The organism is Tatumella sp. JGM94, from assembly GCF_018257595.1.
Taxonomy (GTDB): Bacteria; Pseudomonadota; Gammaproteobacteria; order Enterobacterales; family Enterobacteriaceae; genus Tatumella; species Tatumella punctata.
The window spans coordinates 17,076-34,953 of sequence record NZ_JAERJN010000014.1; the positions used below are offsets into that span (position 1 = coordinate 17,076).

General features: G+C 52.5%; 15 protein-coding genes. 6 read left to right on the forward strand and 9 right to left on the reverse strand.

The window, feature by feature from the left end; all coding sequences use genetic code 11:
- Positions 1-42 precede the first annotated feature (42 nt).
- From potA to potD, 5 genes are all read left to right on the forward strand, one after another.
- Positions 43-1,158: a spermidine/putrescine ABC transporter ATP-binding protein PotA gene (gene potA / locus JK216_RS11325; protein WP_212711636.1), complete on the forward strand. Its 1,116-nt coding sequence runs from the start codon at positions 43-45 to the stop codon at positions 1,156-1,158.
- Positions 1,142-2,008: a spermidine/putrescine ABC transporter permease PotB gene (gene potB, locus JK216_RS11330; protein WP_212708752.1), complete on the forward strand. Its 867-nt coding sequence runs from the start codon at positions 1,142-1,144 to the stop codon at positions 2,006-2,008. The genes potA and potB overlap by 17 nt, the downstream gene beginning before the upstream one ends.
- Before the next feature lie 113 nt (positions 2,009-2,121).
- On the forward strand, positions 2,122-2,796 hold the full coding sequence (locus JK216_RS11335) for a class I SAM-dependent methyltransferase (RefSeq protein ID WP_212710624.1): 675 nt from the start codon (positions 2,122-2,124) through the stop codon (positions 2,794-2,796).
- A gap of 222 nt (positions 2,797-3,018) precedes the next feature.
- Entirely contained in the window at positions 3,019-3,789 is a 771-nt protein-coding gene (gene potC / locus JK216_RS11340) for a spermidine/putrescine ABC transporter permease PotC (protein ID WP_212708750.1), read from the forward strand.
- An 18-nt stretch (positions 3,790-3,807) separates the two neighbouring features.
- Positions 3,808-4,851, forward strand: a complete 1,044-nt coding sequence (gene potD, locus JK216_RS11345; RefSeq protein ID WP_212708749.1) for a spermidine/putrescine ABC transporter substrate-binding protein PotD — start codon at positions 3,808-3,810, stop codon at positions 4,849-4,851.
- A 32-nt stretch (positions 4,852-4,883) separates the two neighbouring features.
- Here the strand turns inward: potD and cobB are convergent, their stop codons facing one another.
- The 4 genes from cobB to lolC form a co-directional block, all read right to left on the reverse strand.
- Positions 4,884-5,720: a Sir2 family NAD+-dependent deacetylase gene (cobB, locus tag JK216_RS11350; protein ID WP_212708748.1), complete on the reverse strand. Its 837-nt coding sequence runs from the start codon at positions 5,718-5,720 to the stop codon at positions 4,884-4,886.
- Between the two features lie 374 nt (positions 5,721-6,094).
- Positions 6,095-7,339 carry a lipoprotein-releasing ABC transporter permease subunit LolE gene (lolE, locus tag JK216_RS11355; RefSeq protein ID WP_212711637.1) on the reverse strand — a complete coding sequence of 415 codons (1,245 nt, stop codon included), beginning with the start codon at positions 7,337-7,339 and terminating at the stop codon, positions 6,095-6,097.
- On the reverse strand, positions 7,339-8,043 hold the full coding sequence (gene lolD, locus JK216_RS11360; RefSeq protein ID WP_212708746.1) for a lipoprotein-releasing ABC transporter ATP-binding protein LolD: 705 nt from the start codon (positions 8,041-8,043) through the stop codon (positions 7,339-7,341). Before lolD ends, lolE begins: the two co-directional genes overlap by 1 nt.
- Entirely contained in the window at positions 8,036-9,235 is a 1,200-nt protein-coding gene (lolC, locus tag JK216_RS11365; RefSeq protein ID WP_212711638.1) for a lipoprotein-releasing ABC transporter permease subunit LolC, read from the reverse strand. Before lolC ends, lolD begins: the two co-directional genes overlap by 8 nt.
- A 298-nt stretch (positions 9,236-9,533) precedes the next feature.
- Here lolC and mfd point away from each other — a divergent pair, with 298 nt between their 5' ends.
- On the forward strand, positions 9,534-12,977 hold the full coding sequence (gene mfd, locus JK216_RS11370) for a transcription-repair coupling factor (RefSeq protein WP_212711639.1): 3,444 nt from the start codon (positions 9,534-9,536) through the stop codon (positions 12,975-12,977).
- A gap of 41 nt (positions 12,978-13,018) precedes the next feature.
- Here the strand turns inward: mfd and JK216_RS11375 are convergent, their stop codons facing one another.
- From JK216_RS11375 to lpoB, 5 genes are all read right to left on the reverse strand, one after another.
- A complete protein-coding gene (locus JK216_RS11375) occupies positions 13,019-13,561 on the reverse strand; it encodes a glycine zipper 2TM domain-containing protein (protein ID WP_212708743.1) in 543 nt (180 codons plus the stop codon).
- 222 nt (positions 13,562-13,783) lie between these two features.
- Positions 13,784-15,088: an NAD(P)/FAD-dependent oxidoreductase gene (locus JK216_RS11380; RefSeq protein ID WP_212708742.1), complete on the reverse strand. Its 1,305-nt coding sequence runs from the start codon at positions 15,086-15,088 to the stop codon at positions 13,784-13,786.
- A gap of 286 nt (positions 15,089-15,374) precedes the next feature.
- Positions 15,375-16,418: a beta-N-acetylhexosaminidase gene (gene nagZ / locus JK216_RS11385; protein WP_212711640.1), complete on the reverse strand. Its 1,044-nt coding sequence runs from the start codon at positions 16,416-16,418 to the stop codon at positions 15,375-15,377.
- 43 nt (positions 16,419-16,461) lie between these two features.
- Positions 16,462-17,283 (reverse strand): thiamine kinase, encoded by an 822-nt coding sequence (gene thiK / locus JK216_RS11390; protein ID WP_343876814.1) that lies wholly within the window; start codon positions 17,281-17,283, stop codon positions 16,462-16,464.
- On the reverse strand, positions 17,264-17,875 hold the full coding sequence (lpoB, locus tag JK216_RS11395) for a penicillin-binding protein activator LpoB (RefSeq protein WP_212710621.1): 612 nt from the start codon (positions 17,873-17,875) through the stop codon (positions 17,264-17,266). The genes thiK and lpoB overlap by 20 nt, the downstream gene beginning before the upstream one ends.
- Between the last annotated feature and the right edge of the window lie 3 nt (positions 17,876-17,878).

A 17,878-nucleotide genomic window follows, 5' to 3' on the forward strand; every position in this document is an offset into this window, starting at 1 on the left:
GCGGCTGACCTTCCCTCCCTTTTTATTAACTGAGTGACTAAAATGACGCAAACATGCGCGCAACAGGCGCTGGTTACGCTTTCTGGCATCAGTAAAGCTTTTGACGGGAAGCCGGTGATTTCCGGCTTTGACCTGACCCTCGGTCATGGCGAATTTATTACCCTGCTGGGACCTTCAGGCTGCGGAAAAACGACCATCCTGCGGCTGATTGCCGGTCTCGAAACGACAGACCGCGGCGATATTATCCTCGATGGCCGGAATATTACTGCTCTGCCAGCCGAACAACGCCCGGTCAATACCGTGTTTCAGAGCTATGCATTGTTCCCCCATATGAGCGTGTTTGATAACGTCGCCTTCGGTCTGCGGATGCAAAAAACACCCGCCGCTGAAATTAAACGGCGCACAGAAGAAGCGCTGGCAATGGTGCAGTTGCAGGATTTTTCTGCCCGTCGTCCGGCACAGTTATCAGGAGGTCAGCAGCAACGTGTCGCCATAGCACGGGCAGTGATCAACCGGCCTGCCGTGCTGCTACTGGATGAACCCCTGTCTGCCCTTGACTATAAATTACGTAAACAAATGCAGAATGAGCTGAAAGCGCTGCAGCGTAAACTGGGCATCACGTTTATTTTTGTCACTCACGATCAGGAAGAAGCACTGACCATGTCTGACAGAATTGTGGTGTTGAAAGACGGTCATATAGAGCAGGACGGGACTCCGCGGGAAATCTATGAAGCACCGGCCAGCCTGTTTGTGGCACAGTTTATTGGCGAAATTAATATCTTTAACGGCCATGTACAGTCGGTACAGGCTGACGGTAAAACCACCGTCACTATCGCCGGACATCCCTATTCTGTGGACTGTCCGTTTCCGGTTTCAGCAGGCGATCAGGTCCATGTATTGCTGCGTCCGGAAGACCTGCAGCTCAGTACTCCGGGCAATAATGACAGTGCAGACGTCATGCCGGGGGTTATCCGTGAGCTGAATTACAAAGGCAGTACCCTGGAGTCGGTGGTTATACTGGAGAATGGTCAGCCGGTCACTGTCAGCGAGTTTTTTAACAGTAATGACCCGACGACGGACTTTGCCCTGAACCAGAAAGTATCTGTCCGCTGGATAGCACAGCGGGAGGTAGTATTACCCTATGAAGCTGATGCGTAATCCCTTTCAGACGCTGGTGGTCGGTCTGATCAGCGGCTGGCTGGTACTGTTTGTGCTGGCCCCTAACCTGATGATCATCGCCGCCAGTTTCCTGACCCGTGATGATAATCATTTTATCAGCGCGGTACTGACACTGGATAACTATCGCCGGCTGGCAGACCCGTTATATCTGGACGTGTTACTGCACTCGCTGAATATGGCGTTTATTGCCACCCTGTGCAGTCTGTTGCTCGGCTATCCGTTTGCCTGGTGTCTGACTCTTCTGCCACAGCGCTGGCGGCCGGTGATGTTATTTCTGTTGATTGTACCGTTCTGGACCAATTCACTTATCAGGATTTATGGCCTGAAGATATTCCTCAGTACCCGTGGCTGGTTAAACAATGCGCTGCTCTGGTCGGGTATCACCGATAAGCCGTTGCGTATTATGTATACCCCGGAAGCGGTGATCCTCGGTCTGGTGTATATTTTACTGCCTTTTATGGTTATGCCGGTGTATTCCAGTCTGGAGAAACTGGATAAACCCTGCCTCGAAGCCGCACGTGATCTGGGTGCCGGCAAATGGCAAAGATTCTGGCGGATTATTCTGCCCCTGACCCTGCCGGGAATTATTGCCGGCTGTCTGCTGGTTTTTATTCCGGCAATGGGGATGTTCTATGTTTCAGACCTGATGGGCGGGGCAAAAAACTTACTGATCGGTAATATTATTAAAACCCAGTTCCTGTCACTGCGTGACTGGCCATTCGGCGCAGCGACCAGTGTGATTATGACGGTACTGATGGGACTTATGCTGCTGTTTTACCGGCGTTCTGCGCGGATTATAAACAAGAAAATGATTGGGATTGGTGATTAATACTGCTAAAGTTGACAGGCCACGGCTGTCAGGAGATAACCCTGGCCTGTTTTTCCTTTCATATAATTTAAATCAGTATTTATCTTATTACCGGATCACAGGGAGTGATTAACATGGATAGCCAGCCCGGAATTCGAGTCTATAACAGCGTATCACTGCGCTTATATAACTGGTGGGTAATGTCGGTCGCCAATCGCTTTGCCTGGCGTTGCTCCACCCCGGAAATACAATTACCGTTTTACCGTCGTCATCTTTCTTCCAGACATCTCGATATCGGTACCGGCACCGGTTATTACCCGCGTCATTGTATGAACATCAGTCAGCTGACTCTGCTGGACCTCAACCCTGAATGTCTGAAACAGGCTGAACGCCGTATTGGCCCTGCCCGTGTCACGGCGACAGTACAACATGATATATTCCTGCCCTTACCGGAAAAGCTGCAGCACAAATTTAATTCGGTGGCACTGTACTACGTGCTGCATTGTCTTAACGGCTCAGCTGACGATAAATTTACTGCCCTGAAAAATGTCACCCGCGCGCTCAGCGCTGACGGTATTCTGTTCGGCACCACCATTAGCGGTGAACGCCAGCGACATAATCTGTTTGGCCGGTTACTGATGAACATAATGAACCGTAAAGGTATTTTCACTAATTACCAGGATTCTGCCAGTGTCCTTGAAGGTCAGCTCAGACAACTGTTCCGTGACGTCACTCTGACAGAAACAGGTGCCGTGATTATGTTTACCGCCCGTTTTCCCTATCCTGTTCCCCGGATAACCGATCACTGACCCCTATACGTCCTGCAAAGTTTATTTGCAGGCGTATCTGCCGGTACTGATCGTGCTTTACGCTGAAATCGTGTAGAATTCGCGGCCTTATTAAATACACAGATGAATATACGCACTGTATCAAGGCAGGTGAGGCAATACACGAGTGGTTAAAACATATCTGATAACGGGGCTTTCCCTCCGCCATTTTCACGCTGATAACGCCGGTTACGGGAGTGCAATATGCTGATGCGCTGGCTTCGTAACGGCTTTATGTCGGTGATCTATGCCTGGTTTTATATCCCGATTGCCATTTTAGTCATCAATTCCTTTAATCAGTCCAGGTTTGGTATTCACTGGCAGGGATGGACAACCCTCTGGTATCAGACTCTGCTGAATAACGACAGTCTGTTGCAGGCAGCACAGCACTCACTATTACTGGGGGGCATTTCCGCCACCTGTGCCACACTGCTCGGCAGTCTGACCGCCGTTGCTCTTTACCAGTACCGGTTTCGCGGCAAACCACTGGTTAACGGTATGCTGTTTATAGTGATGATGTCGCCGGATATTGTGATGGCGATTTCTCTGCTGATCTTATTTATGCTGCTGGGAATTTCCCTCGGTTTCTGGACTCTGCTGATCTCACATATTACCTTCTGTCTGCCGTTTGTGGTGATTACGGTATTTTCACGGTTACAGGGCTTTGATATTCGTATGCTTGAAGCGGCGAAAGATTTGGGTGCCAGTGAGCTGACAATCTTAAGGCGCATCATCTTTCCTATCGCTCTGCCGGCGATTGCCGCAGGCTGGCTGCTGAGCTTTACCCTGTCGATGGACGATGTGGTGGTTTCATCCTTTGTCACCGGCCCTGCCTTCGAAATTCTGCCACTCAAAATATATTCGATGGTTAAAGTCGGTATCTCTCCGGAAGTGAATGCGCTGGCAACTCTGTTGCTTGGAATGTCATTTCTTCTGGTTGCCTGCAGCCAGTGGCTGACAAGAAAAAAACACTAATACAGTTTCGGGAATAATATGAAAAAGTCAGCCTTTTTACTGGCCGCTGTCACCGCAGTATTCAGCCTGTCAGCCGCCAGCGCCGATGACAGCAACACACTGTACTTCTATAACTGGACCGAATATGTGCCGGAGGGTTTGCTGGAGCAATTCACCAAAGAAACCGGGATTAAAGTCATCTATTCGACCTACGATTCTAACGAAAGTATGTACGCCAAGCTAAAAACCTGGAAAGACGGCGCTTATGATCTGATTGTCCCCTCTTCCTATTATGTCGCCAAAATGCGTAAAGAAGGGATGCTGGCAAAGATAGACCACTCGCAGCTGTCAAACTTTGTTAACCTCGACCCGGCGCTGCTGAATAAACCTTTCGACCCGCAGAACGAGTATTCGATTCCCTATATCTGGGGAGCCACAGCGATCGGTGTAAATTCTGATGCTATCAACCCTGCCACTGTGACTTCATGGGCCGATTTATGGAAGCCTCAGTACCGGCAAAGTCTTTTACTGACTGATGATGCCCGTGAAGTGTTCCAGATTGCACTGCGTAAGCTGGGATACTCAGGAAATAGCCGTGACCCGCAGCAGATTGAAGCCGCCTATCAGCAACTGCGACAGCTGATGCCCAATGTACTGGCATTTAATTCAGACAATCCCGGTAACCCGTTTATGGAAGGCGAGGTTAATCTCGGCATGGTATGGAATGGTTCTGCCTATGTCGCACGCCAGGCAGGTACCCCGTTGCAGGTTATCTGGCCAAAAGAAGGCGGTATTTTCTGGATGGATAATTTATCTATCCCTGTCAATGCCAGACATAAAGCCGCGGCAATGAAACTGATTAATTTCCTGCTGCGTCCGGATATTGCAGCTAAAGTGGCAACGACTATCGGTTACCCGACCCCGAACCTCGCCGCCCGTAAGTTGTTGCCTGCTGCAGTGGCCAATGACCCCTCCCTGTACCCGCCAGCCAGTGTACTGCAACAGGGAGAATGGCAGGATGATGTCGGTGATACCAGCCGGCTTTATGAAACCCTGTTTCAGAAACTGAAAGCCGGTCAGTAACGGACCATAACCCCGGCCACCGCCGGGGTTGTTTACTGATGCAGATGACTCAGTAATTCATTGATATACTCCGGAACCAGTCTGGTCGCCGGTCCGTAATGACACTCCGCAAATTCGTTATTTACCTGGCTTGGCTCAAGGTTGAGTTCAACCGTATGCGCCCCCTGTAATGTCGCTTCATGGACAAAACCGGCCGCCGGATACACATGCCCGGAAGTGCCTATTGCTATAAAGATATTCGCTTCGGCAATCGCCTGGTAAATTCTTTCCATGTCGAGAGGCATTTCACCGAACCAGACAATATGCGGACGCAGGGGTGAAGGAAACTGGCAACAGGTACAGCGTTCGTCAGCGCCGATATCACCGGTACGGGTAACCACCTGGCCGCTCTCCTGGCAGCGTACTTTCAACAGTTCACCATGCATATGTATAATACGCTGGCTGCCTGCTCGTTCATGCAGATTATCAATGTTCTGAGTCACCAGCAGCAGATTATCCCCGAGCACAGCTTCCAGTCTGGCAAGGGCCAGATGGGCATTATTCGGGGCGATTTCCGGGGCATGTAATTGTTGCCTTCGCTGATTATAAAATTCCTGAACCTGGCGGGGCGCGCGACGGAACCCTTCGGGTGTCGCCACATCTTCAACCTTATGATTTTCCCACAGACCGTCGCTGGCACGGAAAGTCTGGATCCCTGACTCGGCGGAAATTCCCGCCCCGGTCAGGATAACCACTTTAGGCAAGCGGTTCTTCGCCATGTTCTGCTGCTCCCGATCACATTCAAAGATAGACTGCCGGTGACGCTGATGCAGTTTGCGTTTATGTTTCCTGTAACGGGCAATCCGGACACGACGCCGCGGTGTGCGCATAAAAATCCCTCTGGTACTCTTTACTGATAATTTACGGCGTCAGTCTGGCCGGTAATTTCATATACCAGACGCAGCATGAGCCGGCAAAACTCCGGCCGGGCGGGATCTGCCTGTGCCCGGCACTACTCACTTACCGGGGAAAGGATAACAGTTTTCTTTATGACTCTGAACCACCCATCCATGACAGAGCTTTACATAGCATGATTTTTAGCGACGCGATCCGCAGCCGGCAACTCTGCCCTGTGCAGCAGAAAGCATAACCCCGCAGGGAAAATGACGGCTATCGCGGATGAAACAGAAGGACATCAATCGCCCGGTCTGGGGCAGAAATTAACCGGCAGGCCGGAAAGCTCCGACCGGCCGGTGTCAGCAGATTACTGTCCGCTCAGCACCCGGGCAGGGTCTATCCGGCTGGCTCGACGGGCAGGGTACCAGCTGGCCAGCAGAGTGAGTACTATTGCGGTAGCCAGTACCGACCAGACATCCAGCCAGTGCAGTTCTGACGGCAGAAAATCAATAAAATAGATATCTCCCGACAGAAAGTGATGACCGGTCATTTTTTCGATGCTGCGGATAATCGCGGTCAGATTAAGAGCCCCCAGCCCCCCCGCAATCACGCCGAGAATACTGCCCGCCATACCCGCCAGCAGGCCATACCAGACAAAAACAGTGCGGATCAGTTTATCGTCCGCACCGAGGGTTCGCAGCACTGCAATATCACTGCTCTTGTCTTTCACCGCCATCACCAGGGTTGAAACAATATTGAAGCAGGCTACACCTATCACCAGGATCATCGCCAGATACATAATGGCACGGATCATCTGAATATCGTGGTACATATAGCCATAAGTACTGATCCAGTTACGAATATAGACATAACTGTGGGTCACTTCCCCGGCCGCCCTGACAACTTTTACGGCGCGGAACGGGTCTGTCATTTTCAGCGCAATCCCTGTCACACTGCTTCCCATACCCAGATACTGCTGTGCATCGGCCAGCGGTACCAGCGCCAGACTATGATCAAGCATACCGCTGAGTTGCAGGATTCCCTCAACCTGCAGACGAATACGCCGCGGTTGCAGCAGCCGGTTCTGACCATCATTGTTCGGGATCATGATGGTTATCCAGTCGCCCTTTTTCACCGACAGGCTTTTAGCAATGCCGCCGCCGAGGATAATCTGTTGTTTTCCGGCACCAAACTCAGCCCAGGCATTATCCTGTACAAAGTGTGGCAGTGCACTCAGACGGGGCTCCTGCTGCGGGTCGACCCCTTTAACTGTCAGTGCCTGCAGTTTGCTGGCACTTTCCACCAGCCCGGTGAAATTGATATAAGGTGCGGCGGCGGCTACTCCGGGGACTTTTTCTATCGGAGTGATCAGCTGTTGCCACTGGCTGAACGGCTGGTTAACCGGTTCAATCTCCCCGTGGGGGACAACACTGAGGATCCGCTCATTCAGCTGACGCTCAAAACCGTTCATCGCACTCAGTCCGATGATCAGTACCGCGACCCCGAGTGCAATACCCACCGTCGAAATCACCGAAATCAGCGACACCATACCGCCACGACGACGCCCGCGGCTAAAACGCAACGCCAGCTGCAGGGATAACGGACCCATCATCACAACGCTCCTGTCAGTGTCACTTCCGCCGTTAACTGTCCGTCACGCATTTCCATCTGCCGGTTCAGACGTTTTGCCAGTGCCAGGTCGTGGGTGACCACCAGAAACGCCGTGCCCTGCATCTGATTCAGCTCTCCCAGCAGTTTAAAAATCGCATCAGCATTCCGTGCATCCAGATTTCCTGTCGGTTCATCGGCCATCACCAGACTCGGCCGGTTAACCAGTGCCCGTGCAATAGCGACCCGCTGACGTTCACCACCGGATAATTCAGCAGGACGGTGGGCCGCTCTGGCCTTCAGACCAACAGCATCAAGCATTTCGCCGGCCTGTTGTAACGCTTCACGGCTATTTCTTTTGCCAATCAGCAACGGCATCGCCACATTCTCCAGGGCGGAGAAGTCCGGTAACAGATGGTGAAACTGGTAAATAAAACCCAGTTCACGGTTACGCAGTTCAGCTTTCGCCGCCGATGACATCTGATTCAGTGACTGCCCTTTAAACAGCACATCACCGGAAGTTGGCGAGTCCAGACCGCCCAGTAAATGCAGCAGAGTACTCTTTCCTGAACCGGAACTGCCGACAATTGCCGTCATTTCGCCGGGTTGCAGGGTGAAAGAGACATTTTTCAATACATCGGTCTGTACGCTGCCTTCCTGATAGCGTTTGCATAGCTGCTCACATTGCAGAAGTAACGGATTATTCATAACGTAATGCCTCGGCGGGTTGAACGGCGGCAGCGCGCCATGAAGGATAGAGGGTCGCCAGTAATGCAACAATCATTGCGATAACCGCAATTGACACCACCTGCAGCGGATTAATATCTACCGGCAATGCGGCCCCGTCCAGAAACAGACCCAGCACCGGCAACAAATGGTTCAGCTGGCTGGCCAGTACTACACCGCCCAAAGTCCCCAGTAAAGCACCGGCCATACCGGCACTGGCTCCCTGAACCATAAATACGGCCATAATCTGACCACGGGTCAGTCCCAGGGTTTGCAGAATCGCGACTTCGCCCTGTTTTTCCATAATCAGCAGCCCGAGAGACGTCACGATATTAAATGCAGCAACGGCAACGATCAGGCTCAGCAACAGACCCATCATATTTTTTTCCATCCGGACGGCCTGGAATAAGTCGCCTTTGCGTTCACGCCAGTCTTTCCACTGTAACCCCGGGGCGAGGGTTTGCTGGCTGAGGCTGTCAACATCCAGCGGGTGATCCAGCCATAAACGCCAGCCGGTAATATTGCCCTGCGGATAATGCATCACGCGGGATGCATCCTGCTGGTTGACCAGAATCTGATAACTGTCCACTTCACTGTCTGCCGCATAGGTTCCGGCCACGGTGAAAATACGTTCACTCGGCACACGGCCAACCGGGGTAAACTGGCTGACGGAGGGTACCATCAGACGCAGGGTATCCCCCGTATGCACCCCCAGCTGGCTGGCCAGTTGTTCGCCCAGGATAACGCGGTAACTGCCGGGCTGAAGCTGGCTGGCGGATCCGTTAATCAGATAAGGCAACAGCGGATCTTTTTCATCAGGATTAATTCCCAGCATAACGGCCACCGATACACTGCGGGCACTTTGCAGCACGACATCCGCGGTGGTCAGAGGGGCTATCCGTGCTACCCCTTGCAGATCAAGGCTGTCTGCCGGTATTTGTTGCGGGTTAATACTGCCGCTGTCACTGGTCACCAGCGCCTGAGGCATAAGCCCGAGAATATTTCCCTCCAGTTGCCGCTCAAAACCATTCATTACCGACAGTACAGTCACTAATGCCAGTACCCCCAGCGTAATGCCAATCGCAGAGAGCCAGGAAACAAAACGACCAAAACGGTCAGATGCACGGCCACGCATATAACGCAGACCAATAAACAGAGCTACGGGTTGGTACATGAAATCGGTCCCGGACGGTTGCCTGAAATTCAGTAACCGGATGATAAAGGAGCCAGCCGGTGAAGGAAACCTTTGCGCAGATGATTGACGGGTAAAGTTATCTGATAACAGCAGGTAATGGCGAAAAAACAGCCGGCAGTGCCTGTTTTTTCGCCGCGCCGGGTTGAAAAAAGGCCGCCATGAACATAATTTGCTTTAATCCTTTAATAAAAAGGAAAATTCGTCACGGCAGATGATCCATAAGTATTTATGTGAAATCATAGCCGTCTGGAAAATTCGGAGAGAATGATCATCCCCCATGTCAGATAAGACAAATTACTCCCTGCCAGTCAATGCCGGCGACCACCGCCAACTGGGCCAGCTGACAGGTGCCGCGATGGCTGCCGGATGCGCAGAGATTGCAGAACGCCATTCAGGTCCGTTACTTTTAATTACCAGTGATATGCAGTCAGCTCTGCATTTACAGGATGAAATCCGCCAGTTTACGGCCCTGCCTGTCAGTCATTTGCCTGACTGGGAAACCCTTCCCTATGACAGTTTCTCTCCTCATCAGGATATTATTTCGGCCAGGTTATCAACCCTGTACCACTTGCCATCAATGGAGCGCGGGATACTGATCCTGCCGGTCAATACACTGATGCAACGGGTCTGCCCTCATCCGTTTCTGCAAGGCCACGCGTTGTTAATGAAACGTGGTCAGAAAGTATCCCGCGACCTGTTACGTGAACAGCTTGACCAGGCAGGCTACCGTCATGTTGATCAGGTGATGGAGCACGGGGAATATGCTATCCGCGGTGCCTTACTTGACCTGTTCCCGATGGGCAGTGAGCAGCCTTACCGGATAGACTTTTTTGATGACGAAATTGACAGCCTGCGTTTGTTTGATGTTGACAGCCAGCGGACACTGGATGCTGTCGCGGCCATCAGTCTGTTGCCGGCCCATGAATTCCCCACCGATAAACAGTCGATTGAACTGTTCCGCAGCCAGTGGCGTGAACATTTTGATGTGTTACGTGACCCCGGCCATATCTACCAGCAGGTCAGTAAAGGGTCGTTACCGACGGGTATTGAATACTGGCAGCCACTGTTTTTTTCGACGCCGCTACAGCCACTGTTCGACTATCTTCCGGTCAATACCCTGCTGCTGAGCAGCTGTGATATCAAAACTGCCGGTGATCGTTTCTGGCAGGATACACAGCAACGCTATCAAAACCGGCGGGTCGACCCTTTGCGGCCCCTGCTGCCTCCGGACAGCCTGTGGCTGGCACCGGACCCCCTGATGTCTGCACTGAAAAACTGGCCGCTGATCCGTTTATCTGCCACGGAATTACCCGAAAAAGCGGCGAATACTAATCTCAGTTACCGCCCGTTACCGGATATCCGGCTGCAGTCACAGGCGAAAAATCCGCTGGAGGCATTGCGCAAGTTTTGCGAAACATTCGAGGGGGCGATTGTCTTCTCCGTGGAAAGCCAGGGCCGTCGCGAACGACTGCAGGAACAGCTGAGTAAAATTAAAATTCGTCCGGCAGAAATCACCAAACTCAGTCAGGCCGGGGAGAGTGGCTACTTTCTGATGACCGGCCCTGCCGAACACGGTTTTATCGACCATGCCCGCGGGCTGGCACTGATTTGTGAAACGGACTTACTCGGCGAACGGGTGGCCCGTCGACGTCAGGATAACCGTAAAACGATCAACCCGGACGTACTGATCCGCAACCTTGCCGAGCTGCACCCGGGCCAGCCGGTAGTGCACCTGGAACACGGTGTTGGCCGGTATGCCGGGCTGACCACCCTGGAAACCGGCGGTGTCAAAGCCGAATATCTGATGCTCACCTACGCCGGTGATGCCAGCCTGTATGTCCCGGTGTCTTCTCTGCACCTGATCAGCCGTTATGCCGGCGGAGCCGAAGAAAATGCTCCGCTGCACCGTCTGGGCAGCGACAGCTGGAACCGGGCACGACAAAAAGCCGCAGAAAAAGTACGTGATGTCGCCGCAGAGTTGCTGGATATCTATGCCCAGCGGGCGGCAAAACACGGTTACGCCTTTCAGCATAACCGTGATATGTATCAGAAGTTTTGTGAGAGTTTCCCCTACGATACGACCCCGGACCAGGCACAGGCAATTAATGCTGTGCTGAGTGATATGTGCCAGCCGTTAGCCATGGATCGTCTGGTGTGTGGTGATGTCGGCTTCGGTAAAACTGAAGTGGCAATGCGTGCGGCTTTTCTGGCGGTAGAAAACCACAAACAGGTCGCCGTGCTGGTGCCGACCACTCTGCTGGCACAACAGCATTTCGATAATTTCCGTGACCGCTTTGCCGACTGGCCTGTTCGTATTGAAATGCTGTCCCGGTTCCGTACCACCAAAGAGCAAAATCAGGTCCTGCGCGAAGCCGCAGAGGGCAAAGTGGATATTCTGATCGGTACCCATAAGTTACTGATGAGTGACCTGCAATGGCATGATCTGGGGCTGCTGATCGTTGATGAAGAACACCGCTTCGGGGTACGGCATAAAGAACGGATCAAATCAATGCGGGCCGATGTTGATATTCTGACATTAACCGCTACCCCGATCCCGCGAACGCTGAATATGGCGATGAGCGGCATGCGTGATTTGTCCATTATTGCCACCCCGCCCGCCCGGCGGCTGGCGGTGAAAACCTTTGTCCGCGAATATGATGAGCTGGTGGTTCGTGAGGCCATTCTCAGGGAAACTCTGCGGGGCGGACAGGTCTATTATCTCTATAACGACGTCGAGAATATCAGCAAAGCCGCAGAACGTCTGGCAACCCTGGTCCCTGAGGCCAGAATCGGCATAGGCCACGGACAAATGCGCGAGCGGGAACTGGAGCGGGTGATGAATGATTTCCATCATCAGCGTTTTAATGTGCTGGTCTGTACCACCATCATTGAAACCGGAATCGATATCCCAAGTGCCAATACTATTATTATTGAACGCGCTGACCATTTCGGTCTGGCACAGTTGCACCAGTTACGCGGACGTGTCGGACGCTCCCATCATCAGGCCTATGCCTGGTTACTGACCCCGCACCCGAAAGCCATGACGACCGACGCCGCTAAACGGCTGGAGGCCATCGCTTCTCTGGAAGATCTGGGAGCCGGATTTGCACTGGCAACCCATGATCTGGAAATTCGCGGTGCCGGGGAGCTGCTGGGTGAAGGTCAGAGCGGTCAGATGGAGACCCTTGGTTTTACCCTGTATATGGAACTGCTGGAAAATGCCGTCGAAGCATTAAAAGCAGGCCGTGAACCTTCTCTGGAAGATTTAACCAGCCAGCAAACGGAGGTCGAATTACGTATGCCGTCATTGCTGCCGGATGATTATATGCCGGACGTCAATACGCGCCTCTCTTTCTATAAAAGGATCGCCAGTGCTGCCAGCGAAAGCGAAATCGAGGAACTCAGGGTGGAGTTAATCGACCGTTTCGGACTGTTGCCGGATCCGGCCCGAAATTTACTGGATATCGCCCTGCTGCGTCTGCAGGCCGGCAGTATCGGTATCCGGAAAATCGAAGCCAGTGAGAAAGGCGGCTATATTGAGTTTGCCGAAAAGAATCACGTCGATCCCCTGTGGCTGATCGGCTTATTACAGAGTGATCCTCAGCACTGGAAGCTGGAAGGCCCGGTAAAACTGCGCTTCAGTGTGGATTTGGCAGAAAGGAAACAGCGTATTGAATGGGTCACCCGGCTGCTGCAACAGATGCAGGAGCACCGGGTCTGAACCAGACCTCCCTCGCAGATGCGGGGGAGGTCTGCTGAATATCAGCTGCCGGCAGTACCGATAACCAGCTGACCATTATTATCCAGCGGAATACGTTCGCCGGGGGCTTTATCCATCCGGATTTTCCCCTGTTGATCGCCTATTTTATAGGTAACATCATAACCGAGCGTTTTTTCCTGTTTGTCATACACCGTTTTACACTGCTGATGAGTGGTGGTGTAAGTATCACGGTTCTGTAACCCTTCCTGTGCCTGGTTACCGGCATAGCCCCCCGCCAGCGCCCCGGCGACCGTAGCCACGCTGCGCCCGCGTCCGCCACCAAACTGATGCCCCAGCACACCACCGGCGACAGCGCCGAGTAATGAACCTGTCAGCCGGTTTTCATCCTGAACCGCACGGCGATGGACCACACTGACATCATGACACTCCTGACGCGGATTTTTAGTCACTTCACGGATCGGCGTAGCAGAAAGCACTTGCGCGTATTCCGGCCCGCGGTGCAATACATTCACCCCTGCCACTGACGCAATACCCAGTGCCGCAACAATCCCTATACCTACGCCTGCTACTAATGATTTATTCACAGGTTTCCTCCTGATTGATCTGATAACCACGCACCAGCCATTGCCAGCCAGTGACTGACTGATGGCATGCGTGCCTCGTTTGGTGGCGGCAGTGTCGCAAAAGCCGGTTTCAGGGACTATCAGACAAATGGAAAAAAAACACTGAACATGATCCTGAAGGGTATTTTGAGAAGCTTCTTAGAAATCCCCGGCAGGATCATCGCCGGGGACGGGGACAAAAACTCAGTGTAGTTTCAGTTTGGGTCTGATAACACGATTAATACTGCCGGACAGCATCATCAGTAAGGTTTTGAAATAGCCATGCAGGGCAATCTGGTGCATACGATACAGTGAAATATACACCATCCGCGCAATCCGCCCTTCCACCATCATCGAGCCACGCATCAGGTTCCCCATCAGGCTGCCGACCGTGGAAAAACGTGACAGAGAAACCAGAGAACCGTGATCTTTATAGATATAAGCTTGCTGTGCTTTACCTTTACGGCGGGCCAGAATATTGTGCAGTACACAGGAAGCCATCTGATGGGCTGACTGGGCGCGCGGAGGCACAAAACCGCCTTCCGGTAACGCGCAGGATGCACAGTCACCGATCGCATAAATATCCTGATCGCGGGTGGTCTGCAGTTCAGGGGTTACCACCAGCTGGTTAATCCGGTTGGTTTCCAGCCCGCCAATATCTTTGATAAAGTCCGGGGCTTTGATACCTGCAGCCCATACCATCAGGTCGGCATTGATCAGTTCACCGGATTTAGTGTGTAACCCTTCAGGATCAGCACTGGTCACCATGGTGCGGGTCAGAACCCTGACACCCAGTTTGGTCAGCTCCAGCTCGGCAGCCGCTGAAATACGGGCCGGTAACGCCGGCAGGATACGTTCCCCGGCTTCCACCAGTGTCACATTCAGGGCATCATTATTCAGTGATTCGTAGCCATAACTGTGCAATTCTTTTACGGCATTATACAGCTCTGCCGACAGTTCGACCCCGGTTGCGCCACCACCGACAATCGCGATATTCACTTTCTGCTGTGGCTGCTGGCCGGAGGTATATTTGAGGAACAGATTGAGCATTTCGTTATGGAAACGCCGCGCCTGATGGGGATTATCGAGGAAAATACAGTTATCTTTTACGCCAGGCGTCCCGAAATCGTTAGAAGAACTGCCCAGCGCCATCACCAAGGTATCATAGCCAAGGCTGCGTTCCGGGACTAACAGATTACCCTGTTCATCGCGGATTTCGGCCAGCCGCAGGGTTTTGGTATCACGATCGATATCCGTCAGGGTCCCCAGCTGGAACCGGAAATGGTGATTGCGGGCATGAGCCAGATAACTCAGTGCATCAATACCTTCATCCATCGAACCGGCAGCAATTTCATGCAGTAATGGCTTCCATAAGTGAGTCTGATTACGATCCACCAGTGTAATCTCAGCTTTCTTATGTTTGCCAAGTTTGTTGCCCAGTTGAGTTGCCAGTTCCAGACCGCCAGCACCGCCACCCACTATGATTATTTTTTGCACAGAAGTAGTCAACCAAACCCCCTGATTTATGAGCTGATAGTTAACAAAAGGTTAATATAACCTTTGCTAACATAGGGTTATACTCGATAAAGAGTCACTGATTTGAGAATAACACGTCAGGGTAATCTGTTCCTATTAAAATGATCCGGATCAAACTGGCAGCAGGCGGGGAAAATTTCCGATCAACAATACGGGCATAATACCCATAAGCAGTAGAGTGGTATAAAAACTATAACCAATAAGATATTTAAATATTTACTGCCCCTCTGCCGGAACGCTCTGGCAGAGGGGAGCGTGATTAACCTGCCCGTTTTTTCTCCAGCCAGGCCTGTTGTAATTGCGGTAACTGACGCTGATTGTCTTTCCAGCGGCGATGTTGTTGCAGGCGGGAATATCCCTTCTGCCCATGATGATACAGCCGGGTCAGGCGTTCTGCCTGCGACAACGGAAGATTATCCAGAATACTGATCACCCCTGCACGGTTGTTACATGCCAGAATGACATCGCACCCGGCAGATAACGACTGCTGTGCACGTTCAGTATAGCTGCCCATGATCGCTGCACCTTCCATCGACAGGTCATCTGAAAAAATAACCCCGCCGAACCCCAGTTCCTGACGTAAAACAGTTTTCAGCCAGTAGGGAGAGCCGCTGGCGGGTAACGGATCCAGTGCCGGATAGACCACATGGGCAGGCATTACCGCATCCAGCTGTTGTTCGCGGATCAGCTGACTGAAAATCGCCATATCCTGTTCGCGTAAGGTTTCAGCATCACGTAAATCTATCGGTGTTTCTTTATGGGAATCAGCCTGAACCGCACCGTGTCCCGGGAAGTGCTTGCCGGTGGTTTTCATCCCTGCTTCATGCATGCCGGCAATAAACTGCGCGGCAACCGGCAGGGCAATTCCCGGATTATCATGAAAAGAACGATCACCGATAGCTGCACTGATATGTCCGATATCCAGTACCGGGGCAAAACTGATATCAATATCCAGTGCGGTCATTTCAGCAGCCATCTGCCAGCCAGCTTCTCTGGCCCATTCTCCGGCTTGCTGCAGGCTGTCAGCCAGTGCCGCAAATGACTGCATCGCCGGCAGTTCAGTAAATCCGTCCCTGAAGCGCTGTACCCTGCCCCCTTCCTGATCCACTGCCACCACCAGCCGCGTATGAGATGCAGCCCGAATCTGGCGTACCAGTTCCGCCAGTTGTGAAGGATCATGATAGTTACGGCTGAACAGGATCACACCACCGGTCAGAGGGTGGTGCAGTAATTCGCGTTCTTCGCTGTCCAGCTCATAGCCTTCCACATCCAGCATCAGCGGGCCGGGGAGAGATGTTGTCATAGTGCAGTCCCTGTATCCCTGCTCGACAGCAGGGGTTAGAAAGTTATAAATCTTGCCAGCTCTGACGGGCAAGTGTGTTCATCTGCGGGCTGGCCGTTTGTTCTGCACGCAACTGATACCAGCAGGCCATCAGTAACTTCAGCCATGGTTTCCAGCGCTGTACCTGACGTTGCAGCAGCTGCCGATCCACAGCCGCAGCCTGTGCATAGGCGGTTATCCAGCGCATTTCATATTGTGGATCATTCAGACAAATAATTGCCAGATCAATGGCTATATCGCCATCTGCAGCATATTCCCAGTCAATAAAATGGCAGCCTTCACGGTCCGAAAGCAGGTTACCCGCATGGATATCCATATGCAGCGGTGCCAGCCGTAATGGTGCCGGCTCACCCCGCAACTGTAAACGCTGCCAGTGTTTCAGCCAGTGGTGGGTCCGCTGCCGGCACAGCTGCCAGTACTGCTCCAGTAATACCGATACCGATACCGGGTAGCCGGTCAGTGGCTGCCGGTGCAGATGTAACAGCGTCCGGCAGATTTGCCGGTATTGCTGCGAAAACTGCTGCGGGCTGAACACTTCCCCCGGCTGCCAGGCTGATAATAACCAGCGGGAATTCACCCCCAGCGGGGCCGCCACCAGCCCCGAGGCTGACAGTTTTTTAAGGATCCGGTATTCACGCCGGCGATTGACGAAAGGCAGCGGCTGTAACGGCTGCTGACGAGCCACCAGCGTTGCCGAAGGCAGAATCACCTTTACTGAATGGCCACTCAGCCCGGGCAACGGAAAAAAACAACCGGCAGAAAATTCTGCCGGTTGGTATTGTCGGACAAGCTGTAACAGCGAGGGATCAGTCAGTGACGCTGGCACTGCCGGTCCAGACGATTTCGCCGGTCTGCACCAGCATCAGTTGCATTTGTAACTGTGGTGCTTTGGCATCTCCGCGGGCAGTACTGTACAACACATACTGTGCATTCAGATTACGCGCCAGGCCTATCGCTTTACCCCGTGAATTAAGGCTGTCTTGCGGGGACAGCCCCAGTGCCTGTTTGGCCTGGCTGAGTTGTTCGGCTGTAATCAGGGTAAACTTGCTGTTGCTCTGCAATGCATTATGAATAGCAAGGTCGGCATTAGCGCTCTGAATAGCGCCGTTGGTATTGTTTTTCAGGCGGTCCACCAGTAAAACACTGCCCGGGGTGATTCCGGGAGTATTCATCATTTTATTTACCAGCGGCGGAATACTGCCCTGCCAGTCAATCGTTTTGAGTTTCGGTGGTTCAGGGACCGGCTGAGGCTGGCTCATCGGCGGCGGCGTTGTCTGCTGAGGAGCTCCGATCGGCGCAGGTTGTGCCGGTTGCGGAGCCTGTTCCACCGGAGCCGGTTTCTGTGACTGATTAACCATACAACCCGATAAAACAAACGCAAAAAACAACGGAATACTGAATTTTATGCTGCGAATCACTTG